Raw genomic sequence first — 26,718 nt, 5'->3', positions numbered from 1 at the left:
GAATCACCCGGCGGCCCGTCACGGTAGGGGTGCTACCGACGACCCGGATCAGAAGATGCTGACCCCGTAGGCGCTCAGCGCCTCGGTCACCGGCTGGAAGTAGGTCGTGCCGCCCCAGGTGCAGTTGCCGCTGCCACCGGAGGTCAGGCCCAGGGCGATGGTTCCGCTGACCAGCGCGCCGCCGCTGTCGCCCGGCTCGGCGCAGACGCTGGTCCGGATCATGCCGTAGACCGAGCCCTCGGCGTAGTTGACCGTGGCGTTGAGCGCGGTCACCGAGCCGCTGCGCAGCCCGGTGGTGCTGCCGCTGCGCTGCACCGACTGGCCGACGTACGCGTTACCGGCGGCGGTGATGTCCCGGTAGCTGCCGTTGTAGAGGTAGAGGTTGCCGGCGGCGTTGGCCGAGTTGCTGTGCCGCACGATGCCGTAGTCGTTGCCCGGGAAGCTGGTGCCGGTCCGGGTGCCGAGCAGGCTGGTCTGCGCGGAGTTGGAGTACCAGCTCGACGAGATGTTGGTGCAGTGGCCGGCGGTCAGGAAGTAGTAGGTGCCGGCGCTGTTGCGCACGTTGAAGCCGAGCGAGCAGCGGCCGCCGCCACCGGCGTAGATGGCCTGCCCGCCGGAGATCCGGGTGCTCAGCACGCCGGACTCGGACTCCAGCCGGACGGTGCCGCCGAGGCTCTCCACCGCGGCCTTGACCCGGTCGAGCTTGGCGCCGGTGACGGTGCTGTCGACGGACATCACGACCTGGTTGCTGACCGGGTCGATCCACCACGCGGTGCCGGGGATCTTGGCCGACTTCTCCAGGACCGAGGTGGCCCGGTTGAGTTCGGCCGCACCACGCTTGACGATCTTCGCGGTCGCGCCGGCGGCCCGCACCTGACGGGCGGCGGCCTCGTCGGTGACGGTGACGACCATCTTGCCGCTGGCGTCGGCGTACGCGCCTGCGGAGCGGTCACCGAGCCGCTCGGACAGCGAGGCGGCGGCGTCGGGCGAAGCGGCGGGCGCGGCCTGCGCGGGCGCGCTCATCAGCGAGCCGGCGACCAGGGTACCGGCGGCAACGATCGTCACGGCGCGGCGGAGCGATGACCTCGTGGGTCGCATACGGGGCCTCCCGAAGGGGGTGGGGGACCTGTCCTGTTGACACGTCCCGGACCAACCCGGTTGATCTGGGGGAATCGACCGGGCTGAGCTGAAGTATTCACATGTTTCACTGTCCAGGCAAGACCGGTTGCCGCGAAATTCACCGGGACGAAACCCATCGGATCGCCTCATATCCCACCGACGCCGCCACCCGGACGGCTGATGGGTCGGCGATCCGGGTGGTGGATGACGGAATCGCCTGGACGGCCGATGGCATGGCCCCTTCCGGACACCCCCCTGCCCGTCCGGACGATCGTGACGCAGGTTGTCTATATCTATTTGCGTCTATACGATCTGTCCACCCCGTCTTGTCCCGGCACCCGTGATCCGGAGGCCCCCATGTCCCACCGCCGCAGAGCGCTGACCGTGCTCGCCGCCGTCACCGCGTTCGTCACCCTCGCCGCCGCACCGGCGGTCGCCGACGCCGGGCCGCCACCGAACTCGATGGCCAGTCTCGGCGACTCGATCACCCGCGGGTTCAACGCCTGCGGCTGGTACGTCGACTGCACGTCCCGGTCGTTCAGCACCGGCGACTACTCCTCGGTCAACAGTCACTACCTGCGTATCCGCACGGTGAACCCGAACATCGGCGGTCGCAACTTCAACGACGGCAAGACCGGCGCGAAGTCCGCCGACATGTACGGCCAGGCGGGCAGCGCGGTGAGCCAGGGCGTCGGGTACGTCACCATGCTGATCGGCGCCAACGACGCCTGCACCGGTTCGGAGTCGACGATGACACCGGTCGCCACCTACCGGGCGAACATCGACGCCGCGCTCAACCGCCTGAAGTCGGGCCTGCCCGACGCCCGGGTGTTCCTGATCAGTGTTCCCGACATCCACCGGCTCTGGTCGGTCGGCAAGGACAGCTCCAGCGCCCGTACCGCGTGGTCGCTCTTCGGCATCTGCCAGTCGATGCTGGCCAACCCCACCTCCACGGCGCAGGCCGACGTGGACCGGCGGGCCCGGGTACGGCAGCGGGTCGTCGAGTACAACACGCAGCTCGCCCAGGCGTGCGCGGCGTACGGCGCGAACTGCGCCTTCGACAACAACGCGGTGTTCGGCTACCCGTTCAGCCTGAGCCAGCTCTCCACCTGGGACTACTTCCACCCGAACACGGCCGGCCAGCAGGTCCTGGCGAGCGTGTCGTACGGCGCCGGTTTCGGCTGGTGAAACCCGGCGGGGCGCCGGGCGGGTCAGCCCGTCCGGCGCCGCGCCCCCGGGCCCGGCGAGGGCCGGACCTCCCGGGGCTCGGTCACGTCGTGGCCGTCGGCGCAGCGCAGCACCACCCGGACCGCGCCGCCACAGTCCGCGTGCCGCACCGCCAGCGGCGAGCCGTCCGGGTCGGCGAGGTACCGGTCACCCCAACCGAGCACCGCCACCAGCACCGGCCAGAGATCCATGCCCATCGCGGTCAGCCGGTACTCGTACCGGACCCGGGACCCCGGCTCGCGGTACGGCTCACGGCGCAGCACCCCCCGGTCGACCAGGGTGGCCAGCCGGTTGGTCAGGACCTGACGGGGAATGCCGGTCCGGACCCGCATGTCGTCGAACCGCCGGACACCGTTGAAGACCTCCCGCAGCACCACCAGGGTCCACCGCTCACCGAGGATCTCCATGGCGCGGGCGATGGTGCAGTTCTCCACCGACCAGTCCAGTGCTGCGGGTCTCATCCCCCCAGGCTAGGTCTCGTTGACAGACGCAGCAACTGCTGCCAGGCTGCGTCCATGACACAGACCCAGGATCCGGTACGGAGCCGGACGTTCGCCTGGCCGGACCCGGCGGGCCACCGCGCGCTGCTCGGTCAGCGCGGCGGCCTCGACCTGCTGCACGCGATGATCGCCGGTGAGCTGCCGCCACCCCCGGTCGCCCACCTGCTCGACATGGGCGCCATGACGGCGGCCGACGGACGGGTCACCGTCGAACTGGCCCCGCAGGAGTTCCACTACAACCCGCTCGGCACGGTGCACGGCGGGGTGCTGTCCACCCTGCTGGACACCGCAGCCGCCTGCGCCGTTCACACCACGTTGCCGCTCGGCACCGGGTACACCTCACTGGACCTGAACGTGAGGTTCCTCCGCCCGGTGACCGTCGACTCCGGCCTGCTGACCTGCACGGGCACGGTACTGCACCGGGGTCGGCGTACCGCGCTGGCCGAGGCGAGACTGACCGATGCCGCCGGCCGGCTGGTCGCCCACGCCACCTCCAACTGCCTGATCTTCCCGCTCGACGCGGCGGCCTGACCGCCGGCCGACCGACGGTCGGACCGCGCTCGACGGTTGGCTCGTCAGTGGCCAGCGGTCGACGGCTGGGCGTCAGGGACCGGCGGTCAGCGGTCGACGGCTGGGCGTCAGTGACCGGCGGTCAGCGGTCGACGGCTGGGCGTCAGTGACCGGCGGCGGTCAGCGATTGACGGCTGGCGAGCCGGGCCCGACGGGCCTCGCGCCGCTCCTCGAACCGGGACGCGGCCTGCTCCAGACTGTCGAGGTGCCGGGCCAGTTCCTCCCGGGCCGCCTCCCCGTCGGCGTCCAGGCCGGTCACGTTGAACACGTCCCACTGTCGCAGCACCGGGGCGACCACCTCGTCACGGTGCTGCCGCAGGTCGTAGATGCCGGCCAGGGCGATCTCCACCGACTTGCGGGCGAAGCCCTCGATCCCGTTGCCCGGCATCTGGAAGTCGAGCACCACGTCGGTCACCGCCCGCATCGCCTGGCTGGGCGCCAGCTCGAAAGCCGCCCCGAGCAGGTTGCGGTAGAAGATCATGTGCAGGTTCTCGTCGGCGGCGACCCGGGCCAGCAGCGCCTCACAGGTCGGGTCGCCACTGGCCCGGCCGGTGTTGCGGTGCGAGATCCGGGTGGCCAGTTCCTGGAACGACACGTACGCCAGGGAGTGCAGCACCTCGTCGCCGTGCACGTTGGTGTACCCGGCGGACATGTGGGTCATCCGGGCCCGCTCCAGGGCCACCGGGTCGACGCTGCGCGCGACGGTCAGGTAGTCCCGGATCGCGGTGCCGTGCCGCCCCTCTTCCGCCGTCCATCGGTGCACCCAGTTCCCCCAGGCGCCGTCCCGACCGAACAGGGTCGCGATCTCGTGGTGGTACGAGGGCAGGTTGTCCTCGGTGAGCAGGTTGACCACCAGGGCCGTGCGGGCCACGTCCGGGATCGTCGAGTCCTCCGGCGACCACGCCTGGCCACCCAGCGGTCCGTCGAAGGTACGGCCCTCGCTCCACGGCACGTACTCGTGCGGGAACCATTCCTTGGCGACCGACAGGTGCCGGTCGAGGTTGCGGGCGACGACGGGCTCCAGCTCGATGAGCAGGGCGGTCTGGCTCAGTGGTGCGGCGACGGACACAACATCTCCCTACGGTGGCGTAACTTACGCTACCGTAGGTCGGATTCGTCGTTCACGCCAGTCCCGACCGCCCCGCTCACCCGAAGGGGGCCCGTACCCGGGCCGACCCGGTGGCACGCGGGCCGACCCGGCGGGCCCGGCCAGCACGCCCGCCGGGTCGGTACGCCAGCCGACCTGTCAGGCCGGGCCGGTACGCAGCCAGAAGGAGGCCGGGAGGTAATGCTCGGTGAGCCCGAGCCGCTGCCAGAGCGGCCCGGCGACCGCGCTCAACTCCGGATCGTCGGCGAGGTACGCGTTCGGCAGTTCCACCTGCCAACGCCCCGGCCCGGCGAGCAGGAAGGCGGCCAGCAGGTACTGCTCGTTGTAGTGCCGGTACCGCCACTGCGGCGGGTAGTCCCGGGGCAGCATGATGTCGTGGATCTGGACCAGCACCCCGGGACGCAGCCGGGGCAGCACCTCGAAGAAGAAGACGCTGACGTCCGAGCCCATGAACGCCCGGTGCGAGCCGTCGAAGAAGACGATGTCCCCGGCTTCCAACTCGTCGAAGACCGCCAGGTCGGCCCGTTCCAGCGGCGAGCGGACCACCTCGTCGCAGAGCACGTCGACCGCCGCCCGGGGCGCCGGGTCGATCGAGGTGATCCGGGTACGCAGCCCGTGGTCCCGGACCGCCCGCCGGGCGAACTTCGTCGAGTTGCCCGAGCCGATCTCGACGTACCGGCGCGGGTCGCCCGCCGCCAGGAACCCGTAGAGCGCCAGCGCGTCCAGCGGCGGCAGCCACCCGTTGACCCAGTACGGCTCCCCCGAGTCCAGGTCGCCGCGCAGCGGGATGTCGGCCAGCCGGTCGGCGTACCCCAGGAACCCGCGCAGGTGGTCGACGTACCTGTCCCGCCCAGCGGCGAGCAGCCGGGTCAACTCCGGGTGGTCCGGGCGGCCGTACCCGAACCGGGGTTCCGGCTGCACCGGGAAGTCCACGAAGATCGGCCGGCGTAGCCCGAGGGCGGAGAGCACCAGCCCGTGCAGCACCGGCCGGCGCTCCAGCCGGGCCAGCGGACCGGCCAGGAACGGCAGGGTGGCGAGCACCTCCACACCGGAGGCGGTGGCCAGGGCACTGCGCAGCCGCCGGGTGAGGCCCCGGGCCCCGCCACCGGACACCCGGGCCGGCGGGCGCAGCCGTACGCTCTGCTGGTCGTCGACGGTCATGACGGGACTCCTTCGAGAGTGTCGGCGGTGGCGCCGGTCCGGCGCCGACCGGTGGTGGTGAGCAGGCCGAGGATCACGGCGGTGGAACCGATGTCGCCGACGGTCAGCAGCACCCGGCTGAGGGCGACCAGGGTGACCAGGTCGGCACCGCCGAGCAGCCCGGCCAGCACCACGGCCAGCGCCACCTCGCGGACCCCCAGGCCGGTCGGCATGACCACGGCGAAGATGCCGACCACCACGGAGATCGCGAAGCCGCCCACGCCGAGCCAGAGGGCCGAGCCCGGGGCGGCACCGAGCGCGACGGCGAGCACCGTGATGTGCAGGCCGCTGACCACCCAGCCGAGCAGCATCAGCCCGGTCACCCGGAGCAGGACCGGCCGGTCGGGCAGGACGGGACCGGCGGGTCCGCCGCCGGCCGTCCCGGTGCCGCCCCGGCGCAGCAACCGGGCGGCGGCGGCCAGCGCGCCGGCGAGCAGGCGGGGCGCGGCCAACGGCACCAGGGCGGCGACCACCACCGGCAGCAGCAGCCACCACCAGGGTTCCCGGGCGACCAGCCAGGGCAGGGCGAGGACCCCGGTAAGCAGGCCGGCGACGACGCCCAGTCCCTGGCTGGCCAGGAAGGCGGCGGCGAGCCGGGCCGGCGGCTGACGCAGGGGTTTCGCCATCGCGGCGTGCGCGACGGTCGGCCACACCCCACCGGGTATGTACCGGGTCAGTCCGCCGAGGAAGAACACCCAGCCGGCGTCCCGCAGCGACAGGCGGGTACCCAGGCCGGCCAGCAGCAGCCGCCAGCCGAAGAACCCGGGTACCCCGCCGACGGCGGCCAGTACTCCGGCGAGCAGGGCGGTGGACCAGCCGACGGTCCGCAGGCTCTCCGCCATGCCGTGCCGGACCCGCCAGACCTGCCAGCCGAGGAAGGCCAGCACGGCGGCGTACCCGAGCAGTTTCACCACCGGCCAGAGCCGGGCCCGGCCGGGCCGCCGGGACGTACCGGCGGTCGGTCCGGCGGTCGGTCCGGCGGTCGGTCCGGCGGTCACCGGGTACCGCCCAGGGAGAGGGTCATCTCCTGCAACCGGTGGTCGGACATGCCCGCCATGTCGTGCAGCCGGTAGCGGTGCGCGGTCCAGTCGGCGGAGACGAACGACCAGTCCACCCGCCACCAGGGGAGCCCCGCGATGCTCCACGACGTCGGGTACAGCGATCCGCTGGCCCGGCCGACGTCGGTGAGCCGCCCGGTGAGCCCGGCCAGGTCGGCCATGGCCGGGCTGGTGTTCAGGTCACCGGCGAGCAGTACCGGCAGCCGGTTGCGGTCCAGGTCGGCCAGCAGCCCCCGGTACTGGTCCTGCCGGCGGTGGAAGAACAGGTGCCGCCGGTCGTAGAAGGTCTCCCCCAGCGGGCTGCTGAGGTCGAGCGGGATCAGCAGGTGGGTGTTGTACACCGACACGGTCCGCGCGCCGATCCGCAGGTCGGTGCGGAGCGACTTGACCTCCCAGTAGTGGGTGTACCAGTCGGCGTCGGCGGGCGGGTCGGCCGGCAGGGCGGTCACCCCGACGATCGGGAACCGGCTCAGGGTCACCAGCTCCCCCCGGGCGGCGAGCTGGTAGCCGGGAAACTCCCGCCGCAGCCGGGCCAGGTCGGCGTCGCGGACCGCCGGGTCGTCGTGCGGCTTGTACTCCTGGAGCAGGTAGACGTCGGCGGGCCGGGCGGTGATCGCGGCGTAGAACCGGTCCGGGTCGTCGGTGTGGTTCCACACGCCGGTGTTCCAGGAGACCACCCGCAGCGCGTCCGGCGGTGCCGGTGACACCGGGCGCAGCACGCCCGGGTTGAGTCCGGACAGGCCGGCGCCGAGCAGCAGCCCTCCGGCGGCGAGCAGCGCGACCCGGCCGCGTGCCGCGCCGGCCAGCGGGGCCAGCGCGAGCAGCAGCACCGGTACGGCCAGGAAGGCCAGCGGTGGGGTCAGGTCCGGGGCCAGCCACAGCCACCAGCGACCGCTGACCAACCGGTGCGTCACCACGAAGGCGAGCCAGGCACCGGCGGCGTACGGCAGCAGCCGGGCGGTCCGGAGCCGACGACGACGCGGCGGCGCGGGGGCCGCCGACGGCGCGGGAACCGGTGCGGCGTCGGGACCGGCCGGGGGCGCGTGGACCGGGGCGGTGTCGGCCGGGCTCATGCGGTGACCGCCTCCTGGTCGTAGAGCCGCCGGAACCGCCGCGAGCAGGCCCACTGCACCAGTCCGGCGGCGACCCCGACCCCGATGGTCAGGTTGACCAGCAGGTGCATGGCCGCGAAGAAGGCCGTGTACGGCAGTCCCCGGATCCGCCACACGTACCGGTACATCCGGCCGTCGGAGGCCAGCCAGACCAGCAGCAGCAGGGCCGGCAGCACCGCCCAGGCGGCACCGAACAGCAGCGGCAGCGGGGCGGTCGCGGCGGCCAGCCAGGACGCCAGCCCGGTGCCCGACTCGGCGGAGGTGACCACGCCGACCACCCGCCGCCGGTTGAGGAAGAACGGGATGTGCACCCGGGTGCGGGTGAACACCTTGTAGACGGCGATGCGCAGGTTGGCGTCGTCGTCGTGGCGGCCGATCACCGACGAGGTCATCCGCACCTCGTACCGGTCGGTGAGCCGCTCCCCGACGTCGGCGCCCTCGCTCTGGTCCAGCCGGGGGTTCCACGGCCCGACCTCGGCCCAGATCCGGGCCGGGATGGCCAGGATCGCGGTGGAGAGGAAGCCGGTGATGCTGCCCTCGGCGATCTTGAAATACCAGTGCCGGTACAGGTTGCGGTAGTCCTTGACCAGGCTGTCCCGGACCAGTGGCACGGTGTCGTAGTTGCCGCAGACCGCCCCGATGCGCGGGTCGGAGTCGAGCACCGCCAGGGCGGTGGCGACCGCGTCGGGGGCCAGCGCCACGTCCGAGTCGACGAACATCAGGATCTCGCCCCGGGCCGCCTCGGCACCGATGTTGCGGGCCGTCGAGGGTCCGCTGTTGGTCGGCGTACGGAGCACCGTCACGTCCGGGAACGACCGGGCCACCGCGACCGAGTCGTCGGTACTGCAGTCGTCGACCACGATCACCTCCAGCGCCGGGTGGGTCTGCTCGGTCAGGGCACGCAGGCAGAGCCGGAGCACGGTGGCGTAGTTGTAGTTGGGCACGATCACGGAGACCAGCGGCGGGTGGGCCACGGGGTTCACCAACCTTCGAGCGAGTCGGCCGGCCGGACGGTGGCCGGCGGGCGGTTACGGGTGCGGGTGGACGGGCCGAACGACGGGTCCCGCAGGGCGCGGAGCAGACCCACCGCCGCGCCGGCGATCATGGCCAGGTTGACCAGCAGGTGCATGGCGACGGCGACGCCGAGGAACCGCCACCCGCCGGTGCGGCGCAGCAACCGCGCCAGGGGCAGGTTCGCCCCGACGAAGAGCGTGAGGCCGAGCACCGGGAGCAGGGCCGGCCACCACGCCGGCGACGGCGGTACCGGCGTGGCGGCCAGCAGCGCCGCCGGCAGGCCGGCCACGGTCAGCGCGGCGGCGAGCACCCCGAGGGTGGGGTTGAGCACCAGGCCCTGCCGCCGGTACCGGTTGCGCAGCGAGTACGGCATCAGCTGGGCCCGCCGGTACTGCTCGCCGAGCAGCGGTCGCAGCCGGTCCGCCTCGTCGTGCCAGCCGCGTACCGCGCCACTCAGCCGGATCCGGTGCCGGACCAGCAGCCGTTCGCTGTACTCGTCGTCCTCGGCGCTGCGCAGGTTCTCGTCGAACGGGCCGAGTTCGTCGAGGACCGCCCGGGGGACGGCGGCGAGGGCGAACACGGCGGAGTCGACCGGTCCGACCGCACGGGTCAGCGCGGAGTGGATGTGCAGCACCCGGTACCGCTCGACCGGACCGTCGTCGATCAGCGGGTCGGGGTGGTACACCCCGTACACGCAGCCGCAGTCGGGGTCGGCGGCGAGGTCGCGCAGTGCCGCCTCGACGGCGTCGGCGGCGAGGGCCACGTCGGAGTCGAGGAAGAAGACCACCTCGCCCCGGCTGGCCGCCACCCCGGCGTTCCGGGCGGCGGAGGGCCCCCGGTTGACCGGTTGGACGAGCACGGTGGCCCCGCAGTCGGCGGCGACGGCCGGCGAGCCGTCGGTGCTGCCGTCGTCGACCACGATCACCTCCAGCGGCGGGTGGGTCTGCGCGTACGCCGAGGTCAGGCAGAGCCGGAGGGTCTTCGCCGCGTTGTAGACCGGGACGACCACCGACACGGTGGGCAGGTTCGTCATGGCTCCTCCGGGAGCGAGAGCAGGACGGTCTGGGTCCGGTGGTCGGAGAGACCGCGTGGGCTGTCCAGCGCGTACCGGTGCACCCGCACCGTCGGGGAGACGAGCGCCCAGTCCAGCCGCCAGGCCGGCAGTGGACCCGCCGGCCAGGTGACCGGGTGCAGGTCGGTACCGGCGTCGGCGGCGTCCCGCAGCCGGTCCCGCAGACCGCGCAGGTCCCCCATCGCGGGGGTGGTGTTCAGGTCACCGCCCACCAGCACCGGGTACGGGTTGCCGGCCAGGTCGGCGGTCAGCGCCCGCAACTGGGTACGGCGGGCCCGGTCCCGTTCGGCGACGAAGTCCAGGAACCGGTGCGGGGCGAGGTTGACCTGCACGGGCAGGTGCACGTTGTACGCCGAGAGCACCCGGTCCCCGATCCGCAGGTCGGTGCGGAGCACCTTGGCGGCGGTGAAGACCTGCCCGAAGTCGGCATCGGCGGGCAGCGCCGCGTCCGGGCCGACCGGAGGACGGGCGAGCACCGGGAACCGGGACACGGTGAGCAGTTCGCCCCGGGCGACGACGGTGAAGCCGGGGAACGCCGCCCGGAGCCGGTCGACCGCGTCGACCGGACGGGCCCCGGCGAGGCCGGCGGTGGTGTCCCAGTGCAGGTACTCCTGGAGCAGGTACAGGTCGGCCCGCTGGTCGACCAGGAACCGCAGGAACCGGTCCGGCTCGTCGGCCTGGTCCCAGTAGCCGGTGTTCCAGACCAGGACCCGCAGCGCACCGGCGGGTACCGGTGGCGGGTCGCCGCCGGCCAGTGCCGCCGGGTGCAGCCCGGCGTGCGGCAGGCCGAGGGCGAACGCCCCGGCCGTGGCGGCGAGGACCACGGCCCGGGGCCGGGCGGGCAGCGGCCGGCGCAGCAGCCGCGCCGCCGGTACGGCGGCGGCCACCAGCAGCGGCACCACCGCGTACGCCAGCGGGGGCGCCAGGTCCGGCAGCAGCCAGAACCACCACCGGCCGGTGAACACCCGGTGCCCGACGACGAGGAGCAGCCAGCCGACCGCGACGGTGAGCACCAGCCGGGTGGCCGGGCACCAGCGCGGGCGGGGTACCGGGCCGGTGCCGGCCGGCGCACCGGGGGCGGCCGACGGACCGGCGGCCCGTCCGTCGGGTGCGTCCCGGTCCGGGGCCAGCGGGGTCGGTCGGGTCATGCCGGTACCCGGGTCGGCTGCGGACCGTTCTCGTAGAGGTGGCGGAACGGGCGCGAGCAGAACCACTGCACCGCACCGGCGACGGCACCGGCGACGATGGCCAGGTTGAGCAGCCACTGCACGGCGAGGAAGGCGGGCAGCAACCGGGGCCGGCGCCGCAGCACGAACCGGTACATGCCGGCGTCGCTGGCCACGAAGCCGACCGCGAGCGCCGCCGGCAGCAGCGCGCCGACCGGGCCGGTCAGCGCGGGCAACGGCAGGGTCAGGGTGGCCAGCAGGGCGAACACGCTGCCCCACATCCGGGCGGCGGTCTCGAACCCCTTGGCGGCCCGTCGCCGCCGGGCGTAGAGCGGCATCCGCAGCCGGCACCGGTGGAAGACCTTGCGCAGCAACGGCCAGAGCAGGTGGTCGTCGCGGTGCCGGCCGTGGATCGCGTCGGTCAGCCGGATCGGGTACCGGGCGGAGAGCCGCTCGCCGTACTCCACCTCCTCGGTCTGCCGCAGTCCCTCGTGGAACGGGCCGAGTTCGGCGAAGACCCGGGCGGGCATCGCGCAGATCGCGGTGAACAGGAAACTGACGTCGCCGAGGGAGCTGATCCGCCAGTAGTGCGCCTGGAGGCACCGGCACTCCTGGACCAGGCTGTCCCGGGCCAGCGGGACGTCGTCGAGGCTGCCGCAGATCGCCCCGGCGGCCGGATCGTCGGCCAGCAGTTGCACCGCCCGGGCGACGGTGTCCGGCGGCAGTTCCACGTCGGAGTCGAGGAAGAGCAGGATCTCACCCCGGGCCGCCTCGGCACCGATGTTGCGGGCCACCGAGGGGCCGGCGTTGCGCGGGGTGGAGCGCACCTCGACGCCGAGCGCGCGGGCCACCGCCACCGAGTCGTCGGTGCTGTGGTCGTCGACGAAGACGATCTCCATCGGCGCGTACGTCTGGGCGTGCAGGGCGGGGATGGTCAGGGGCAGGGAGGACGCGTGGTTGTAGTTGGGCACGATGACGGACACCAGCGGGGCGGGCGTGGTCACGGATCTCCTTCGGAACGGGTGGTTCAGGGCAGCAGGGCGGTGAGCGCCGGGATCCGCGCGGCGGCGAGCAGACCGGCCAGGAGCACCCCCCAGAGCAGCCCGGTGACGAGTACCGCGCGGTCGCGCAGCAGGAGCCGGACCGGGTCACCGGCGGCCCGGCCGACCAGCGCGAGTTGCAGGTACCGGGAGGTCAGGTAGAGCACGATCGGGGTGGACAGCAGCATCGCGGCCTCCCCGTAGCCGGCCAGCGGAGCCTCGGTCCGCAGGTAGACCAGTCCGGCGGTGACCGCCAGGACGCTGGTGAGCTGCACCAGGTGGCCGGCGAGTTCCACGGTGTACCCGCGCAGCGCAGGCCGGTGGGCGGGTCCACTGTCCAGCAGTTCCTGCCGGCGTTTGCCGATCACCAGCAGCAGGCAGCCGGCGAAGACGGTCACCAGCAGCCAGCCGGAGACCGCGCCCCCGGTGGCCAGGTAGCCCTGCGCGACGCGCAGCACGAAGCCGAGCGCGACGGCACCGGCCTCCACCAGCGGTACGTGTTTCAGTCCCCGGCTGTACGCGACGTTGAGTACCAGGTAGCCCAGGACCGGTCCGGCGTGCCCGGGTGGCCCGGTCAGCAGCAGCCAGGCCAGCGCGCCGAGCAGCAACGCGCAGTAGAGCCAGGCCAGCGGGACCGGTACCCGGCCGGCGGCGATCGGTCGGTGCCGTTTGACCGGGTGGTTGCGGTCCCGCTGCCGGTCGGCGAGGTCGTTGCCGACGTAGACGGCGGACGAGGCGAGGACGAACACCCCGACGGCCCAGCCCAGCCGGACCAGGATGTCCACCGTCCACACCGGGGTCTCCAGCAGCGGGACGGGGACGACCAGCAGGCTCTTGACCCAGTGGGTGGGGCGGGACAGCTGGATCAGGTCGCGCAGCAACCGGGGACGGGTCGCGGGGACGGGTGCGACGGCCGGAGCGCCGGCCACGGGTAGGGAGTCGACGGCGGGCATGCGGACCTCCGGCGGCTAGAAGAAGATCTTCGCGAGGGAGAGGGCCCCCTGCCGCCACGGTTCGCGGCTGGTCCGACCGTCGCCGGCCGGCGTGGCGACGCCGCGTTGCGTCCGCCACCAGTCGTAGGTGTTGAGGATCGCCTGCCGGTTGGACAACCGGGGCTGGAACCCCAACTGCCGGCGGGCCTTGTCGATGCTGACGTACGAGTCGGCGCGCAGCTTGTACAGCAGTCGCCCGTACACCGGGGAGAGCCCGCTGCGTTCCAGCGCGCGCAACGCGGCCAGCGCCGGGCCGGCCGGTAGGCCGACGACCCGTCTGCCGTGTCCGGCCGCGTCGAGGACGGCCTGGAAATCCTCGCGCAGGGTGCCGAACTCGGCGGCGCCGAGGTTGTAGGTGTCCCCGGCGACGTCGTCCGGTGCGGTCAGCACCGTGCAGACCGCGTCGACCAGGTCCTCGATGGCGAACATCTGCACCCGGACGTCGCCCCGGCCGAGGACCGGGAAGTTGCGCCCCTCCTCGGCCCACTCGAAGAGCATCGCGAAGAGGCCCATCCGGCCCGGTCCGAGGAACGTCTTGGGGCGCAGGACGGGGATGCACATGCCGTCCGCACGGAACTTCTCCACCAGCACCTCGGCGTCGGCCTTGGCCCGGGTGTACGGGTCGACCGGTTCGTGGGGATGGTCCTCGGTGGTGGGTACCACCTTGGGTAGCCCGTAGACCGCGGTGCTGGAGATGTGCACCAGTCGGGGTACCCGGGCCCGGCGGGCCGCGCCGAGCACCGCCGCCGTGCCGTCCACGATGATCGACCGGATCAGTTCGGCCGGGTAGCTGGGCAGCGCCGAGGCGCAGTGCACGACCGCCGCCGCGTCGGCGAAGACCCCGGCCAGCAGGTCGGCGTCGCGGATGTCCCCCTGACGGTGGGTCAGCATCGGGTGCCGGTGCGCGGCGGGTTGCAGGTCGACGCCGTGCACCCGGTGGCCGTCGTCGAGCAGCCGGCGGACCAGGTGCGAGCCGAGCATGCCGGCCGCGCCGGTGACCACGACCGTCCGGTCGTCCATCGCCTTCTCGTCCACCGCGTCGTCGGCTACCACCGCGAGGTCACCCGTTCCTTGACGAACGACGCCAGCAGCCGGGGCAGCCCCTTCGCCAGGGTGGCGTCCAGGGCGGTCAGGAAGCGCTCGACGTCGTCGGGCGTGGCGACCAGGCTCGGGGCCACCATGAGCGGGTTGTCGGCGTTGGGACTGTAGTACGTCATGATCTGGTGCTCACGGAACAGGTGGGCGATCACCGCGAGCGCGATGAGCTTGGTACGGAACTGCGGGTCGTGGGAGAACCCGGGCATCAGCTTGCCGGCGAGATCCAGGATGCCCGGTCCGCTGTCCAGGAAGACGCCCCACAGCGCGCCGGTGCCGGACACCCGGTCGACCACGTCCGGGTGGGCCTTGGCGATCCGGTGCAGGCCGGTGTCGAGCAGCTCGCCGAGGGCGCGGGCCCGGGCCGGGAAGTCCTCTTCGGCCACCACGTTGACCGCCTCGATCGCGGTGGCGGTCTCCTCGCCGAAGCCATAGTAGGTGGTGCTGTGCAGGATGACGTCGGTGAGCCGGTCGTAGGCGCGGCGGAACACCGCGTCCCGGGCGGTGTACCCGGAGATGGACGCCTTGCCGCCGCCGAGCGACTTGGAGTAGGTGAGGATGTCGGGGAGCAGCCCCTCGTGCCGCATGAAGTAGAACAGGCTGCCGGTCTTGCCCCAGCCGGTGTAGATCTCGTCGAAGATGACGATGATCTCCCGCTCCCGGCAGAAGCGTTGCAGGGCGAGCAGGTCCTCACCCGACCAGTGGCGCATGGTGGACGCGCTGAACGGTTCGACCAGGATGGCGTACACGTCGCAGCCACCGTCCGGGGTGCGCGCGGCCTCCACCGTGGCGCAGAGCGCGGCCAGGTCGCCGTACGGGTAGACGCTGATCCCGGGCAGGCCGGGGAAGCGGAACGCGTTCTCCGAGGAGCCGGTGAGGCTGCCCGCGCCGAGGGTCTTGCCGTGGAAGCTGATGTCGGCGCGCAGGATCGTGTTCCGTTTGCCGCCGTGGTACTTGTACGCCATCTTGATGGCGCCCTCGTTGGCCTCGGCGCCGGAGTTGGGGAAGTACGACACGGACAGGTCGCCGGGGAGCAGCGCCGCCACGTTGTGGCTCAGCGCGGCCAGGTACGGGGAGAAGAACGCCTTGTGCACCTCCATCCGGCGCTCGGCGGTGAACCGCTGCCGGGCGGCGAGGATGCGCGGGTGGTTGTGGCCGTGGTTGAGCACGCCCACCCCACCGGAGAAGTCGAGTACCCGCCGGCCGTCGCGCAGGTGGATCCACACCCCCTCGGCGTGCTCGACCAGTTCCCGGCCGAAGCCGAAGGTGGTCATCAGGGACACCTGGCTCCGGCTCACGTGGTCCCGGTAGAGGTCGTGCACCTGTTTGGTGGTGAGCTGCCCGGCCTGGTCCAGACTGATCAACGGGGGCATGGAACGCCTTTCCTCGGGGTGACGCCCGGGCGTACGACGGAGTCACGGAGTGCTCGACATCGATTACGCTCGAAGCAACTGCGCCCCAAAACCTAACGATCAATCTCGATCGGGTCATGTCACTGCTTGTGGGGGCAGTCGTCCCCTCACGGTGTCCCCCATCGGGGGGACAGCTTCGGGACAGGTGTGAGGAAGGGCCCCTTCCTATACCGAAAGCGATAGGAAGGGGCCCTTCCTCACCGCAGCTGGTCTTCGCGGACCCGCTCGGCCAGTTCGAGCTTGGTCCGGCTCGGCCGACCCAGGTCGTGGTACTTGACCTTGACCCGGTCCAGGTAGGTCCGCGCCGTCTCCGGTTTGATGCCCAGGTGCCGGGCCGCCGCCTTGAGCGTCATCCCGGAGGCGTACGCGAGCAGCACCGCCCGTTCCCGGGGGGAGAGCTGCGGTCGTACCGGCCGGGTGTCCCCCAGGCAGGCGAAGGCGAGTTCGGTGGAGAAGACCGGGCGTTCGGCGTACACCTCGCGGACCGCCGCCGCCAGGGCGGCCAGGTCGTGGTCCTTGGTGACGTAGCCGCTGGCCCCCGCCTCGAAGGTGGCCACCACCTGGTCGGGTCGGGCCCAGACGCTGAGCACCAGCACCCGGTGCCCGGCCGACACCAGCCGGCCCACGTTCTCGGCCGCCGCGCTGCGGTCGCGCAGCACGAGGTCGAGCAGCACCACGTCGACCGGTCCGGCCAGGTCGCGCAGCAGCTCGTCCACGGTCGCGGCGGTGGCCACCAGCCGCAGGTCCGGTACCGACCGCACCCAGGTGGCGAGCCCGTCGAGGAGCATCCGGTCGTCGTCGACGGCGGCGACCCGGATCACCTCGGCCACGACAGTTCCACGCAGGTGCCCGCACCGGGTTCGCTGGAGACCCGGACCCGGCCGCCGACCTCGGCGACCCGCTCCACCACGCTGTTGCGGAACCCGAAGCCCGGTCGTACCCCGTCCGGGTCGAACCCCCGTCCCCGGTCCACGACGGTCACCCGCAGCACGTCGTCGACGCCGGTCACGGTCAGCCATGCCTCGTCGACCCCGGCGTGCTTGACGACGTTGTTCAACGCCTCCCGGGTCGCGTCCCGGAACGCCTCGACCACGTGCGGCGGCACGTCGGGCGGGGCCAGTTCGCTGCGGTACCGCACCCGCAGGCCGAGCGGGGAGACGTCGTTGACCACCTGGCCGAGGGCCTCGGTGACCGTGCCGGGGGTGGTGTCCACCGGGTCGGTGAGCAGGCCCCGGATGTACTCGGCGTCCCGGGCGCAGCGCTGCCGTACCTGTTCCGCCCGGTGGTCGACGCCACCCCGGGCGATCAGGGTCAACGTGGTCAGCACGGTGTCGTGCAGGAAGCGGTGGTGGGCCACCCGGGTCGCGTACCGGGCCTGGTCGGCGGCCCGTTCCGCCTCGGCGACCGACCGTTGCAGGTTGATCCGGTCGAGCATCCGGCCCTGGCAGCGCAGGTAGCGGATCCCGACGCCGGCGACCACCGCGAATCCGGCGATCCCGTTGGTCGCGTACACCAGTTCCGGGATCAGCGTGCCACCGCCGGAGTTCTCCGCGACGGTCACCGCGACCTGGGTCCCGATCAGCGCGAGGACCACGGTGACGGCGAACAGGGGCGGGGCGATGACCGCCGCGGCGAGCGCGGCGGCGGCCTCGGCGGCGCAGTCCACCCAGGTCGGGACGACCTGACGGACCTCCCCGGCCAGGTGCCCGTCGACCACCACCAGCAGCACGACGGAGAAGAGGACGTCCAGGTAGACCGGCAGGGACGAGAACCAGCCCCGGCGCAGCGCGCTGCGGAACAGCGCGACGTTCCAGGCCACCGCCGTGAAGAGCAGCAGCAGGTGGAGGGTGGGACTGCGGTGGGTGCCGTTGGCCGCGCTCACCCCGGCGGGGAACAGGTAGGCCACCCGCTGCAACGCCAGCAGCACCATGATGAACCGGTTGGCCTGGTCCGCGCCGGAGGGATCGGAACCGCACAACGCAGCGCGATCGGGCAGTAGCACGGCAGATATTCTGTCAGCGGAGCCAACGACGATCATCGCTGAACAAGGGATTCGTCAACGCCGTTCGGTCGCCGAACGCACACCGTGCGTCGCCGAGCACCGACCGCTCCGCCGGTTGACGTACGGACGGGTAACTGTCCACGAAGTGGACGACATTTCCCGGGATCCAGGATAGCGCAGGTCAGCCGAGCGCGGGGCGTACCGTGCGCGGGCCGGGGCCGGGCCGACCTGTGCACGAACGGACGACCGCCACCGGCACGCGACCGACCGCCACCGGTACGCGGGCCGGGCCGACCCCGATGCGGGGTCGGCCCGGTCAGCGACCGTCAGCGGCGGTGCGTCCGCAGGGACTCAGGAGACGACCGGGCGCAGATCGTCGGCCGGCGGCGCCCAGTGCTCCGGCTCGGCCACCGCCTGCTCCCCCGAGCGGATGTCCTTCACCTCGTCCGGGTTGCCGTCGGCACCCGGGAACCAGACGTACGGGATGCCACGCCGCTCGGCGTACCGGATCTGCTTGCCGAACTTCGCCGCCGACGGGGACACCTCGCAGGCGATGCCGCGTCGGCGCAGCGCGTCGGCGATCCGGTTGCACGCCGGCCGCTGCTCCTCCGTCGGGAGGGCCACCAGCACACAGGTCGGCACGCTGCGCGACACCGACAGCGCGTCGGCGCCGAAGAGCAGCCCGAGCAGCCGGGTCACCCCGATCGAGATCCCCACCCCGGGGAAACGGGTGGTACCCGCGCTGGCCAGGTTGTCGTACCGGCCACCGGAGCAGACCGAACCGAACCGCTCGTAGCCGAGCAGCTGGGTCTCGTAGACCGTACCGGTGTAGTAGTCCAGGCCCCGGGCGATGCGCAGGTCGGCCACGCAGAGCCCCGGGCTGTGCGCGGCGGCGGTCTCCACCACCCGGACCAGTTCGTCGAGCCCTTCGTCCAGCAGCGGGTCGGTGACCCCGAGCGCGCGGACCGCGTCGGCGAAGGAGGTGTCCGGCGCGGAGATCTCGGCCAGCGCCAGGCACGCCTTGGCCTGCGCCTCGCTCGCCCCGGCGGTCTCCGCCAGCAGCGCGGCGACCTTCTCCGGACCGATCTTGTCGAGCTTGTCGACCGCCCGCAACACGGCCTCCGGGTCGGCCAGGCCCACCCCCCGGTAGAAGCCCTCACAGATCTTGCGGTTGTTCACCTGGATGCGGACCGGTGGGATCGGCAGCGCCCGCAGCGCGTCGCCGATCACCAGGGGCATCTCCGCCTCGTAGTGCGCCGGCAGGGTGTCCCGGTCGACGATGTCGATGTCCGCCTGGACGAACTCCCGGTAGCGCCCCTCCTGCGGGCGCTCCCCGCGCCAGACCTTCTGGATCTGGTAGCGCCGGAACGGGAACTGGAGCTTGCCGGCGTTCTCCAGCACGTACCGGGCGAACGGCACGGTCAGGTCGAAGTGCAGGCCGAGCGCGTCGTCACCGGCCGGACCACCCGGGTCCTCCTGGAGCCGGCGCAGCACGTAGACCTCCTTGGAGGTCTCCCCCTTGCGCAGCAACTGGTCCAGCGGCTCGACCGCGCGGGTCTCCAGCGGCGCGAAGCCGTACAGCTCGAAGGTGTCGCGGATCCGGCCGAGGACGTACTGCTCGATCATCCGCTGCGGCGGCGTCCACTCCGGGAAACCGGAGATGGGCGTGGGCTTGCTCATGACTCTCCTCGAATCCCCGCACGTCCCGTGCGGGTGCGGTCTAGAGGCCTCGGTGGGGAGCGGCCGGGCGCGCGCCGCCGTTGCCCGCCGCCTCGATGAGGAACGGGTTGCGGGTGCGCTCGCGGCCGATGGTGGTCAGCGGTCCGTGGCCGGGCAGCACGACGGTGTCGTCGGCGAGGGGGAGGATCTTCTCCCGCAGGCTGGTCCACATCGCCGGCATGCTGCCGCCCGGCAGGTCGGTACGCCCGATCGAGCCGGCGAACAGGACGTCCCCGGAGAGGCAGACCTGGTCGGCCTCCCACGGTGACCCCTCGCCGGGCAGGCGGAACAGCACCGACCCGCCGGTATGGCCGGGGGCATGGTCGACGGTGATCTCCAATCCGGCCAGGGCGAGCGTCGCGCCGTCGGTCAGCTCCGCGACGTCCTCGGGGGCCGTGTACCGCAGCCGGCCGCCGAAGAGCTCGGTCAGGTCGCTGGAGAGCGCCTTGGTCGGGTCGGCCAGCATCTCCCGGTCACCGGGATGCACGTAGGCGGTGATGCCCCGGGCGCCGCAGACCGGCGCGACCGAGAAGGTGTGGTCCAGATGACCGTGGGTGAGCAGCACCGCGGCCGGATGCAGCCGGTGCTCGGCGATCAGGTCGTCGAGGCGGTCGAGGACGCCGATACCGGGGTCGACCACGACACACTGCTCCCCCGGCCCGGTGGCCACGACATAGCAGTTGGTGCCGAAGGCGTCCGCGGGAAACCCGGCCACGAGCACGCTGCTCCCCTTTCCGTCCGGTTCTGGGCCCACCGGCAGCCTAACCGGCCGGGCCATCCGATTCCCGCACGGACCGGGCCGGCGGGGCGATGTCCGATCACAACGACAGGCACCAATAAACGCAGAACCCACCTGGTACAACACATTCACAGCGGATAGCCGTACACTCTGGCGGGCGTGTGGCGTGGCGCACTTGACGCCCGACGGCGCAGCATGCCCGTCCGCCACGACGACCAGGTTAGAGGAAGGGGAGCGCACGGTGGCTTCCAGCAGGGACCGGCAGCGCAAACTGGCACGGGCCAAGCTCGACCGGCAGATGGCCCGGCGGGCCGCCGCCACGCGCCGTCGGCGACGGATCCAGGCCGGCATCGGCGCCACGCTCGCCCTGGTGCTGATCGTGCTCGGCTCGGTCTGGGCACTCGGCGGCTTCGACCCCGAGCCGAAGCAGGACACCGCCCAGGACCAGTGCGCCTGGACCCCCCAGGACGCCTCGGCCAACAGCCACCTCTCCGACGTCGGCACCCCGGCCACCACCGGCCTGCCGACCAGCGGGACCCGGCCGATGACGATCACCACCAACCAGGGTGCGCCGGTCACCGTCGAGCTGGACCTGGCCGCCGCCCCGTGCGCCGGGGCCAGCCTGGCCCACCTCGCCGGCCGATCCTTCTACGACAACACGAAGTGCCACGAGATCACCGCCGAGGGCGCGCTGCGCTGCGGTGACCCCAGCGGTACCGGGCTGGGCGGCCCGACGTACACCTTCTTCAGCGAGAACACGCCGAGTGCACCGGCCAGCCCGGCGGCGGACGCGCCGGTGGCGTACCCGAAGGGCACGGTCGCGATGATCAGCAGCCCGCCGGGCGCCAACGGCAGCCAGTTCCTGATCTTCTTCAAGGACCACCGGGCGACGCAGCCGGCGTACCCGATCGTCGGCAAGGTCACCGGCGGCCTGGACGTGGTGGAGAAGATCGGGGCGCTACCGACGGTGGACAATGGCAGTGGCGCAAAGGTCAAGCCGCAGACCGACGTGGTGATCCAGAGCCTCACCGTGGGCGAGCCGGGCAGCGCACCGGCCCCGGCGGCCACGACCGGCGCCCCGGCAGCCAGCCCGAGCGCGGCCAGCTGACCGGTACCAGACCGCACCGCACAGACAGCCAGAAGGAGTGACCGTGACGTCCACCAGAGAACGGCAGCGCGCGGCGGCGCGGGCCCGGCTCGAGAAGGAGATGGCCGAGCGGGCCGCCCGGGCCCGCAAGCGCCGCCAGACCCAGGCCGCAGTTGCCGCCGGGGCCGCGCTGCTGCTGGTCATCGCCGGTACGGTCTGGCTGGTCAGCAGCCTCGGCGACGACGACAAGCCGAGCGACACCACCGCCAGCAACAACGGTTCCGTCCTGTGCGCGTGGAACGAGGTGCCGGCCGAGGCGCGGACCAAGCAGGTCAAGGACGTGGGTCTGCCCCCGGTCCAGGCGAAGACCTCGGGCACCCAGACCATGACGATCGACACCAACCTGGGGCCGATCACCGCCAAGGTCAACCTGGCGGACACCCCCTGCACCGCCGCCAGCTTCACCCACCTGGCCAGCAAGAAGTTCTTCGACAACACCAAGTGCCACCGGCTCACCACCGGCGGGCTGAAGGTCCTCCAGTGCGGCGACCCGAGCGCCACCGGCAAGGGCTACCGGGAGACCGACGGCACCGGCGGGCCGACCTACCGCTTCGCCGAGGAGAACCTCCCCACCGACAAGCGCCCGGCGTACCCCGAGGGCGTCATCGCGATGGCCAAGACCCAGGAGCCGGCGAGCACCGGCAGCCAGTTCTTCATCGTCTACGGTGACGCGCAGCTCGACCCGAGCTACACCGTGCTCGGCACGATCACCAGCGGGATGGACCTGGTCAAGAAGGTCGGCGCGGCCGGCAGCGACAACTCGAACCAGGAGGGCGACGGGCACCCGAAGACCGAGGTCCTGATCAAGTCGCTCACCATGAGCGAGATCCAGGGCTGACCCTCCGGGTAGACGTCGAAGGGGCCCGCCGGCAGTGCCGGCGGGCCCCTTCCCTTTGCACGTCGTGCGGCTCGCGGTCAGGCGCCCGAGGTGACCCGGTACGCGTCGAAGACCCCGTCGACCTTACGGACCGCGGCGAGCAGGTGCCCCAGGTGCTTCGGGTCGGCCATCTCGAAGCTGAACCGGCTGACCGCCACCCGGTCCCGGGTGGTGGTGACGGTGGCGGAGAGGATGTTGACCCGCTCGTCGGAGAGTACCCGGGTGACGTCGGCGAGCAGCTTGTGCCGGTCCAGCGCCTCGACCTGGATCGCCACCAGGAACGTCGACGCGCTGGTGAGCTTCCACGTCACCTCGACGATCCGCTCCTGCTGGACCTTGAGGTCCTCGGCGTTGGCACAGTCGTCCCGGTGCACGCTGACCCCGCCGGAACGGGTGACGAAGCCGAAGACCGCGTCGGGGGGTACCGGGGTGCAGCAGCGGGCCAACTTGATCCAGACGTCGCTCACCCCGCGTACCACCACGCCGGGGTCCTGGCTGCTGGCCCGGCTCCGGGGCGGACGGGTGGCCACCGCGGTCTCCGCGATGTCCTCGACCGCCCCCTCCTCGCCGCCGTAGGTGGCCATCAGCTTCTGCACCACCGACTGGGCGGAGACCTGGCTGTCCCCCACCGCCGCGTAGAGCGACGCCACGTCGACCAGGTGCAGGTCCCGGGCGATCGCCATCAGCGCGTCCGGGGTGAGCATCCGCTGCAACGGCATGCCCTGCTTGCGCATGGCCTTGACGATCGAGTCCTTACCGGCCTCGATCGCCTCCTCGCGGCGCTCCTTGTTGAAGTACTGCCGGATCTTCGTCCGCGCCCGGGGGCTCTTGACGAACCCGAGCCAGTCCTGCGTCGGGCCGGCGGTGTCCGACTTCGAGGTGAAGATCTCGATGACGTCGCCGTTGGACAGGGTCGACTCCAGCGGCACCAGCTTGCCGTTGACCCGGGCCCCGATGCACTTGTGCCCCACCTCGGTGTGCACCGCGTAGGCGAAGTCCACCGGGGTCGAACCGGTCGGCAGCGGGATGACGTCACCCTTCGGGGTGAAGACGTACACCTCCTGGCTGGACAGGTCGAAGCGCAGCGCGTCCAGGAACTCGCTCGGGTCGGCGGCCTCCCGCTGCCAGTCCAGCAGCTGCCGCAGCCAGGTCATCTCGTCGATGTGCGCCGGCGGACCGACGATCTGGGTGCCCTTCTGCTCCTTGTACTTCCAGTGCGCGGCGATACCGAACTCGGCGGTGCGGTGCATCGCGTACGTCCGGATCTGCATCTCCACCGGCTTGCCGGTCGGCCCGATCACGGTGGTGTGCAGGGACTGGTACATGTTGAACTTGGGCATCGCGATGTAGTCCTTGAACCGGCCCGGCACCGGCTGCCAGTTGGCGTGGATCACCCCCAGCGCCGCGTAGCAGTCCCGCACCGTGTCGACCAGGATCCGCACCCCGACCAGGTCGTAGATGTCGTTGAAGTCCCGCCCGCGCACGATCATCTTCTGGTAGATCGAGTAGAGGTGCTTGGGCCGCCCGGTGACCTCCGCCTTGATCTTCGCGGCCTTCAGGTCGACCTGGACCTTCTGCGTCACCTGCTTCAGCAGCGCCTCGCGCTGCGGCTGGTGCTCCCCGATCAGCCGGTTGATCTCCTCGTACCGCTTGGGGAACAGCGTGCCGAAGGCCAGATCCTCCAGCTCCCACTTGATGGTGTTCATACCCAGCCGGTGGGCCAGCGGGGCGAGGATCTCCAGGGTCTCCTTGGCCTTCTGCTCCTGCTTCGGTCGGGGCAGGAAGGTCAGGGTCCGCATGTTGTGCAACCGGTCGGCGAGCTTGATCACCAGCACCCGGGGGTCCTTGGCCATCGCCACGACCATCTTCCGGATGGTCTCGGCCTTCGCCGCGTCCCCCAGCTTGACCTTGTCGAGCTTGGTGACCCCGTCGACCAGGAGGGTGACCTCGCCACCGAAGTCCGCCCGCATCTGGTCGAGGGTGTAGTCGGTGTCCTCGATCGTGTCGTGCAGCAGCGCCGCGACCAGGGTGGTGGTGTCCATGCCCAGGTTGGCCAGGATGGTCGCCACCGCCAGCGGGTGGGTGATGTAGGGGTCACCGGACTTGCGGTACTGCCCCGAGTGCCAGCGGGCGGCCAGGTCGAAGGCGCGCTGGAGCAGCCGGGCATCCGCCTTGGGGTGGTTCTCCCGGTGCGTCGAGATCAGCGGTTCGAGCACCTCACTGACCTGCGACGTCTGCCAGGGGGCGTTGAACCGGGCCAACCGGGCCCGCACCCGTCGCCCGGTCGGGGCACTGGCCAGGCCGAAACCGGACGTGGTGGCCGCAACGGGCACGTCGCCGTCGGCGATGGTCGCGGTCTGGACCGGCTCGGTCACCGGGCCGGTCACCGGCGGGACACCGGTCCGGTCCGCCGGAGAGCTGTCAGCCTCGCCTGTCGGGTGCACCGTGTCCTCCACCGGAGGGACGACGTCGTGGGACACCGGCCTCCTCACCGCTCGCCGGATTGACCGGCCGCGCCGGCCGGTCTGACTCCCACACCGGCCGGTACCGGCCGGTGTGGTCCTGCACGCTGCCCGGCGGATGCCTCCCACCCGGTCAGCAAAGGGCAATGCTACCCCCACCGCACACCGGCCGCCGTTCCCCCGGACGGCGCGACCGGCCGGCCCGACCGGCGCGGATCAGACAGTCAGCAACGCGTGTACCGGACGCGGGGCGAGCCGTTCCCGACCACCCAGGAAACCCAGCTCCATCAGCACCGTGAAACCGGACACCGTGCCTCCGGCCCGCTCCACCAGGTCCATGGTCGCCTCGGCGGTCCCGCCGGTGGCGAGCACGTCGTCCACCACCAGTACCCGGTGACCGGCGGTGAACGCGTCCTGGTGCACCTCCAGGGTGGCCTCGCCGTACTCCAGCGCGTACGACGCGGAGTACGCGGCCCGGGGCAGCTTGCCGGCCTTGCGGACCGGTACCACGCCGACCCCGGTGGCGTACGCGATGGCGGCGGCGATCACGAACCCGCGCGCCTCGATGCCGACCACGGTGTCGAACGACTCCCGCCCGTGGTGGGCGATGATCCCGTCGACGACCTCGCGGAACACCGCGCCGTCGGCGAAGAGCGGCATCAGGTCCTTGAACACCACGCCCGGTTTGGGGAAGTCCGGTACGTCCAGCACCCGGCTCGCCACCAGTCGTGCCGTCTCCGGCCCGCTGTCCCCCCGGGCCCCGATGTCCGTCTGCGTCACGTTCTTCCCTCTCCACGAACGACGAGGCGTCCTCCACGCTGCTCGCACAGCATGAAGGACGCCCGACCGCCGGTTGGTACCGGGTGGTGCGGCGCCCGGCGCCGCCGTACTGCTGGTGTCAGCGCCGCTTGGCGCCGCTCGGCCGGTTGCCCGCACCGCCGGGACGACCGCCCCGGGTGCCGGTGGGCCGCTTGCCGACGGGCCGGCTGCCGACCTTCGGGGCCGCGCCCGCCAGGGCCGCCTGCTCCGGGTCGACCGGTTCGGTCTCGCCGTCCTTCGCGCGCGGCGCGCCCTTCGGCGCGATCTCGCCCCGGGCGATGGCGCCCCGGCGGGCGAGGACCCGCTTGTTGTGCGCCTGGATGCGGGGTTCGAAGTCCTTGAGCGAGACCAGCACCGGGGTGGCGAAGAAGATCGACGAGTAGACCGCGATCGCCATACCGACGAAGAGCACCAGGCCCAGGTCCTTCAGGGTGCCCGCGCCGAGCAGGCCGGCACCGATGAAGAGCAGACCGCCGACCGGCAGCAGCGCGACCAGACCGGTGTTGATCGACCGCATCAGGGTCTGGTTGACGGCCAGGTTGGCCGCGTCACCGTAGGTCTGGCTGTTGCTCGCGGTGATGCTGCGGGTGTTCTCCTGGACCTTGTCGAAGACGACGACGACGTCGTAGAGCGCGAAGCCGAGGATGGTCAGGAAGCCGATCACCGTCGACGGGGTGACCTCGAAGCCGACCAGCGAGTAGACACCGGCGGTCAGGACCAGGTTGAGCACCAGGGACGAGACCGCCGCGACCGCCATCCGCCACTCGAAGCGCAGGATCAGGTAGAGGGTCACCAGGGCCACGAAGATGACCAGACCGAGCAGCGCCCGCTGGGTCACCTGGGTACCCCAGGCGGCACTCACCTGGCTGACGCTGACCTGGGCGGCGTCGATGTTGAACTCGTCGGCCAACTCGGTCTTGACCGCGTTGGACCGCTCGGCGTTCAACTCCGCGGTGCGGAACTCGTAGAACTCGCCGCCGGCGCCGCCGACCTTCTGGAAGGAGACGATCTCGCCGCCGCCCTGCGCGGCGACCACCGCCTCGGCCTTGCTCTCGACCTGGTCCAGGGTGCCGACACTGGCCGGGACCTGGAACGAGTTTCCGCCGGCGAACTCGATGCCCAGGCTGAACCCGCGCACCGCGAAGCTGAGGATCGCGACCAGGATGAGCGCCCCGGCGATGGAGAACCAGAGTTTGCGCTTCCCGATGATGTTGAGGCCGGCCTCACCCCGGTAGAGCCGGGTAGCCAGACCGCTGCTCTTGGCCATG

General features: G+C 72.0%; 24 protein-coding genes. 4 read left to right on the top strand and 20 right to left on the bottom strand.

Annotated elements, in window-relative coordinates; translation table 11 throughout:
• Nucleotides 1–48: 48 nt before the first annotated feature.
• Nucleotides 49–1,098, bottom strand: coding sequence for a S1 family peptidase (locus GSF22_RS02970; RefSeq protein WP_208811154.1), 1,050 nt, complete (start codon nucleotides 1,096–1,098; stop codon nucleotides 49–51).
• A 378-nt stretch (nucleotides 1,099–1,476) separates the two neighbouring features.
• Between GSF22_RS02970 and GSF22_RS02965 the strand changes: the two genes are divergently transcribed.
• A complete protein-coding gene (locus GSF22_RS02965; RefSeq protein WP_208811153.1) occupies nucleotides 1,477–2,307 on the top strand; it encodes an SGNH/GDSL hydrolase family protein in 831 nt (276 codons plus the stop codon).
• A gap of 23 nt (nucleotides 2,308–2,330) precedes the next feature.
• Here the strand turns inward: GSF22_RS02965 and GSF22_RS02960 are convergent, their stop codons facing one another.
• Entirely contained in the window at nucleotides 2,331–2,807 is a 477-nt protein-coding gene (locus GSF22_RS02960; RefSeq protein ID WP_208811152.1) for a winged helix-turn-helix transcriptional regulator, read from the bottom strand.
• A 54-nt stretch (nucleotides 2,808–2,861) separates the two neighbouring features.
• Between GSF22_RS02960 and GSF22_RS02955 the strand changes: the two genes are divergently transcribed.
• Nucleotides 2,862–3,377, top strand: coding sequence for a PaaI family thioesterase (locus GSF22_RS02955; RefSeq protein WP_208811151.1), 516 nt, complete (start codon nucleotides 2,862–2,864; stop codon nucleotides 3,375–3,377).
• A gap of 142 nt (nucleotides 3,378–3,519) precedes the next feature.
• Here the strand turns inward: GSF22_RS02955 and GSF22_RS02950 are convergent, their stop codons facing one another.
• The 15 genes from GSF22_RS02950 to GSF22_RS02880 form a co-directional block, all read right to left on the bottom strand.
• Nucleotides 3,520–4,485 (bottom strand): acyl-ACP desaturase, encoded by a 966-nt coding sequence (locus tag GSF22_RS02950; RefSeq protein ID WP_208811150.1) that lies wholly within the window; start codon nucleotides 4,483–4,485, stop codon nucleotides 3,520–3,522.
• Between the two features lie 177 nt (nucleotides 4,486–4,662).
• Nucleotides 4,663–5,685 carry a class I SAM-dependent methyltransferase gene (locus tag GSF22_RS02945; RefSeq protein ID WP_208811149.1) on the bottom strand — a complete coding sequence of 341 codons (1,023 nt, stop codon included), beginning with the start codon at nucleotides 5,683–5,685 and terminating at the stop codon, nucleotides 4,663–4,665.
• A complete protein-coding gene (locus GSF22_RS02940) occupies nucleotides 5,682–6,722 on the bottom strand; it encodes a lysylphosphatidylglycerol synthase domain-containing protein (RefSeq protein ID WP_208811148.1) in 1,041 nt (346 codons plus the stop codon). Before GSF22_RS02940 ends, GSF22_RS02945 begins: the two co-directional genes overlap by 4 nt.
• Entirely contained in the window at nucleotides 6,719–7,855 is a 1,137-nt protein-coding gene (locus GSF22_RS02935) for an endonuclease/exonuclease/phosphatase family protein (protein ID WP_208811147.1), read from the bottom strand. Before GSF22_RS02935 ends, GSF22_RS02940 begins: the two co-directional genes overlap by 4 nt.
• Nucleotides 7,852–8,868: a glycosyltransferase family A protein gene (locus GSF22_RS02930; protein WP_208811146.1), complete on the bottom strand. Its 1,017-nt coding sequence runs from the start codon at nucleotides 8,866–8,868 to the stop codon at nucleotides 7,852–7,854. The genes GSF22_RS02935 and GSF22_RS02930 overlap by 4 nt, the downstream gene beginning before the upstream one ends.
• A 5-nt stretch (nucleotides 8,869–8,873) precedes the next feature.
• Nucleotides 8,874–9,941, bottom strand: a complete 1,068-nt coding sequence (locus GSF22_RS02925) for a glycosyltransferase family 2 protein (RefSeq protein ID WP_208811145.1) — start codon at nucleotides 9,939–9,941, stop codon at nucleotides 8,874–8,876.
• Nucleotides 9,938–11,128 carry an endonuclease/exonuclease/phosphatase family protein gene (locus GSF22_RS02920; RefSeq protein ID WP_208811144.1) on the bottom strand — a complete coding sequence of 397 codons (1,191 nt, stop codon included), beginning with the start codon at nucleotides 11,126–11,128 and terminating at the stop codon, nucleotides 9,938–9,940. The genes GSF22_RS02925 and GSF22_RS02920 overlap by 4 nt, the downstream gene beginning before the upstream one ends.
• Nucleotides 11,125–12,150 carry a glycosyltransferase family 2 protein gene (locus GSF22_RS02915; protein ID WP_208811143.1) on the bottom strand — a complete coding sequence of 342 codons (1,026 nt, stop codon included), beginning with the start codon at nucleotides 12,148–12,150 and terminating at the stop codon, nucleotides 11,125–11,127. The genes GSF22_RS02920 and GSF22_RS02915 overlap by 4 nt, the downstream gene beginning before the upstream one ends.
• A 23-nt stretch (nucleotides 12,151–12,173) precedes the next feature.
• Nucleotides 12,174–13,139: a UbiA prenyltransferase family protein gene (locus tag GSF22_RS02910; protein ID WP_208811142.1), complete on the bottom strand. Its 966-nt coding sequence runs from the start codon at nucleotides 13,137–13,139 to the stop codon at nucleotides 12,174–12,176.
• 15 nt (nucleotides 13,140–13,154) lie between these two features.
• Nucleotides 13,155–14,198, bottom strand: coding sequence for an NAD-dependent epimerase/dehydratase family protein (locus tag GSF22_RS02905; protein WP_208811158.1), 1,044 nt, complete (start codon nucleotides 14,196–14,198; stop codon nucleotides 13,155–13,157).
• A 26-nt stretch (nucleotides 14,199–14,224) separates the two neighbouring features.
• Entirely contained in the window at nucleotides 14,225–15,547 is a 1,323-nt protein-coding gene (locus GSF22_RS02900) for an aspartate aminotransferase family protein (RefSeq protein ID WP_208811157.1), read from the bottom strand.
• Between the two features lie 335 nt (nucleotides 15,548–15,882).
• The gene (locus GSF22_RS02895; RefSeq protein ID WP_307803685.1) at nucleotides 15,883–16,515 is read right to left on the bottom strand and encodes a response regulator; all 633 of its coding nucleotides are present in this window, start codon (nucleotides 16,513–16,515) and stop codon (nucleotides 15,883–15,885) included.
• Nucleotides 16,503–17,687 (bottom strand): sensor histidine kinase, encoded by a 1,185-nt coding sequence (locus tag GSF22_RS02890; RefSeq protein ID WP_208811141.1) that lies wholly within the window; start codon nucleotides 17,685–17,687, stop codon nucleotides 16,503–16,505. Before GSF22_RS02890 ends, GSF22_RS02895 begins: the two co-directional genes overlap by 13 nt.
• Nucleotides 17,688–18,038: 351 nt before the next feature.
• Entirely contained in the window at nucleotides 18,039–19,367 is a 1,329-nt protein-coding gene (gene hisS / locus GSF22_RS02885) for a histidine--tRNA ligase (RefSeq protein WP_208811140.1), read from the bottom strand.
• A 40-nt stretch (nucleotides 19,368–19,407) separates the two neighbouring features.
• Nucleotides 19,408–20,127 carry an MBL fold metallo-hydrolase gene (locus tag GSF22_RS02880; RefSeq protein ID WP_208811155.1) on the bottom strand — a complete coding sequence of 240 codons (720 nt, stop codon included), beginning with the start codon at nucleotides 20,125–20,127 and terminating at the stop codon, nucleotides 19,408–19,410.
• A 259-nt stretch (nucleotides 20,128–20,386) separates the two neighbouring features.
• Between GSF22_RS02880 and GSF22_RS02875 the strand changes: the two genes are divergently transcribed.
• Together GSF22_RS02875 and GSF22_RS02870 are read left to right on the top strand one after the other, a co-directional pair.
• On the top strand, nucleotides 20,387–21,253 hold the full coding sequence (locus GSF22_RS02875) for a peptidylprolyl isomerase (RefSeq protein WP_208811139.1): 867 nt from the start codon (nucleotides 20,387–20,389) through the stop codon (nucleotides 21,251–21,253).
• Between the two features lie 43 nt (nucleotides 21,254–21,296).
• On the top strand, nucleotides 21,297–22,130 hold the full coding sequence (locus tag GSF22_RS02870) for a peptidylprolyl isomerase (protein WP_208811138.1): 834 nt from the start codon (nucleotides 21,297–21,299) through the stop codon (nucleotides 22,128–22,130).
• 77 nt (nucleotides 22,131–22,207) lie between these two features.
• On the opposite strand, the gene GSF22_RS02865 is transcribed toward GSF22_RS02870, so the two are convergent.
• The 3 genes from GSF22_RS02865 to secF all read right to left on the bottom strand — a co-directional run bounded on the left by GSF22_RS02865 (nucleotide 22,208) and on the right by secF (nucleotide 26,717).
• The gene (locus GSF22_RS02865; protein WP_208811137.1) at nucleotides 22,208–24,649 is read right to left on the bottom strand and encodes a RelA/SpoT family protein; all 2,442 of its coding nucleotides are present in this window, start codon (nucleotides 24,647–24,649) and stop codon (nucleotides 22,208–22,210) included.
• A 198-nt stretch (nucleotides 24,650–24,847) separates the two neighbouring features.
• Nucleotides 24,848–25,411, bottom strand: a complete 564-nt coding sequence (locus GSF22_RS02860; RefSeq protein ID WP_208811136.1) for an adenine phosphoribosyltransferase — start codon at nucleotides 25,409–25,411, stop codon at nucleotides 24,848–24,850.
• A 118-nt stretch (nucleotides 25,412–25,529) separates the two neighbouring features.
• On the bottom strand, nucleotides 25,530–26,717 hold the full coding sequence (secF, locus tag GSF22_RS02855) for a protein translocase subunit SecF (RefSeq protein ID WP_208811135.1): 1,188 nt from the start codon (nucleotides 26,715–26,717) through the stop codon (nucleotides 25,530–25,532).
• Nucleotide 26,718: the final 1 nt, after the last annotated feature.

The organism is Micromonospora echinofusca (genome assembly GCF_017614955.1).
Lineage (GTDB): Bacteria > Actinomycetota > Actinomycetes > Mycobacteriales > Micromonosporaceae > Micromonospora > Micromonospora echinofusca_A.
The sequence above is the reverse complement of the archived record's forward strand: the minus strand, read 5'-3'. Positions and strand labels throughout refer to the sequence as shown.

Excerpts from the sequence above, each read along its gene's own strand:
- GSF22_RS02900 (WP_208811157.1), bottom strand. The coding sequence starts at position 15,547 with ATGACCACCTTCGGCTTCGGCCGGGAACTGGTCGAGCACGCCGAGGGG.
- GSF22_RS02960 (WP_208811152.1), bottom strand. The coding sequence starts at position 2,807 with ATGAGACCCGCAGCACTGGACTGGTCGGTGGAGAACTGCACCATCGCC.
- hisS (WP_208811140.1), bottom strand. The coding sequence starts at position 19,367 with ATGAGCAAGCCCACGCCCATCTCCGGTTTCCCGGAGTGGACGCCGCCG.
- GSF22_RS02970 (WP_208811154.1), bottom strand. The coding sequence starts at position 1,098 with ATGCGACCCACGAGGTCATCGCTCCGCCGCGCCGTGACGATCGTTGCC.
- GSF22_RS02935 (WP_208811147.1), bottom strand. The coding sequence starts at position 7,855 with ATGAGCCCGGCCGACACCGCCCCGGTCCACGCGCCCCCGGCCGGTCCC.
- GSF22_RS02905 (WP_208811158.1), bottom strand. The coding sequence starts at position 14,198 with ATGGACGACCGGACGGTCGTGGTCACCGGCGCGGCCGGCATGCTCGGC.
- secF (WP_208811135.1), bottom strand. The coding sequence starts at position 26,717 with ATGGCCAAGAGCAGCGGTCTGGCTACCCGGCTCTACCGGGGTGAGGCC.
- GSF22_RS02910 (WP_208811142.1), bottom strand. The coding sequence starts at position 13,139 with ATGCCCGCCGTCGACTCCCTACCCGTGGCCGGCGCTCCGGCCGTCGCA.
- GSF22_RS02955 (WP_208811151.1), top strand. The coding sequence starts at position 2,862 with ATGACACAGACCCAGGATCCGGTACGGAGCCGGACGTTCGCCTGGCCG.
- GSF22_RS02920 (WP_208811144.1), bottom strand. The coding sequence starts at position 11,128 with ATGACCCGACCGACCCCGCTGGCCCCGGACCGGGACGCACCCGACGGA.
- GSF22_RS02945 (WP_208811149.1), bottom strand. The coding sequence starts at position 5,685 with ATGACCGTCGACGACCAGCAGAGCGTACGGCTGCGCCCGCCGGCCCGG.
- GSF22_RS02925 (WP_208811145.1), bottom strand. The coding sequence starts at position 9,941 with ATGACGAACCTGCCCACCGTGTCGGTGGTCGTCCCGGTCTACAACGCG.
- GSF22_RS02965 (WP_208811153.1), top strand. The coding sequence starts at position 1,477 with ATGTCCCACCGCCGCAGAGCGCTGACCGTGCTCGCCGCCGTCACCGCG.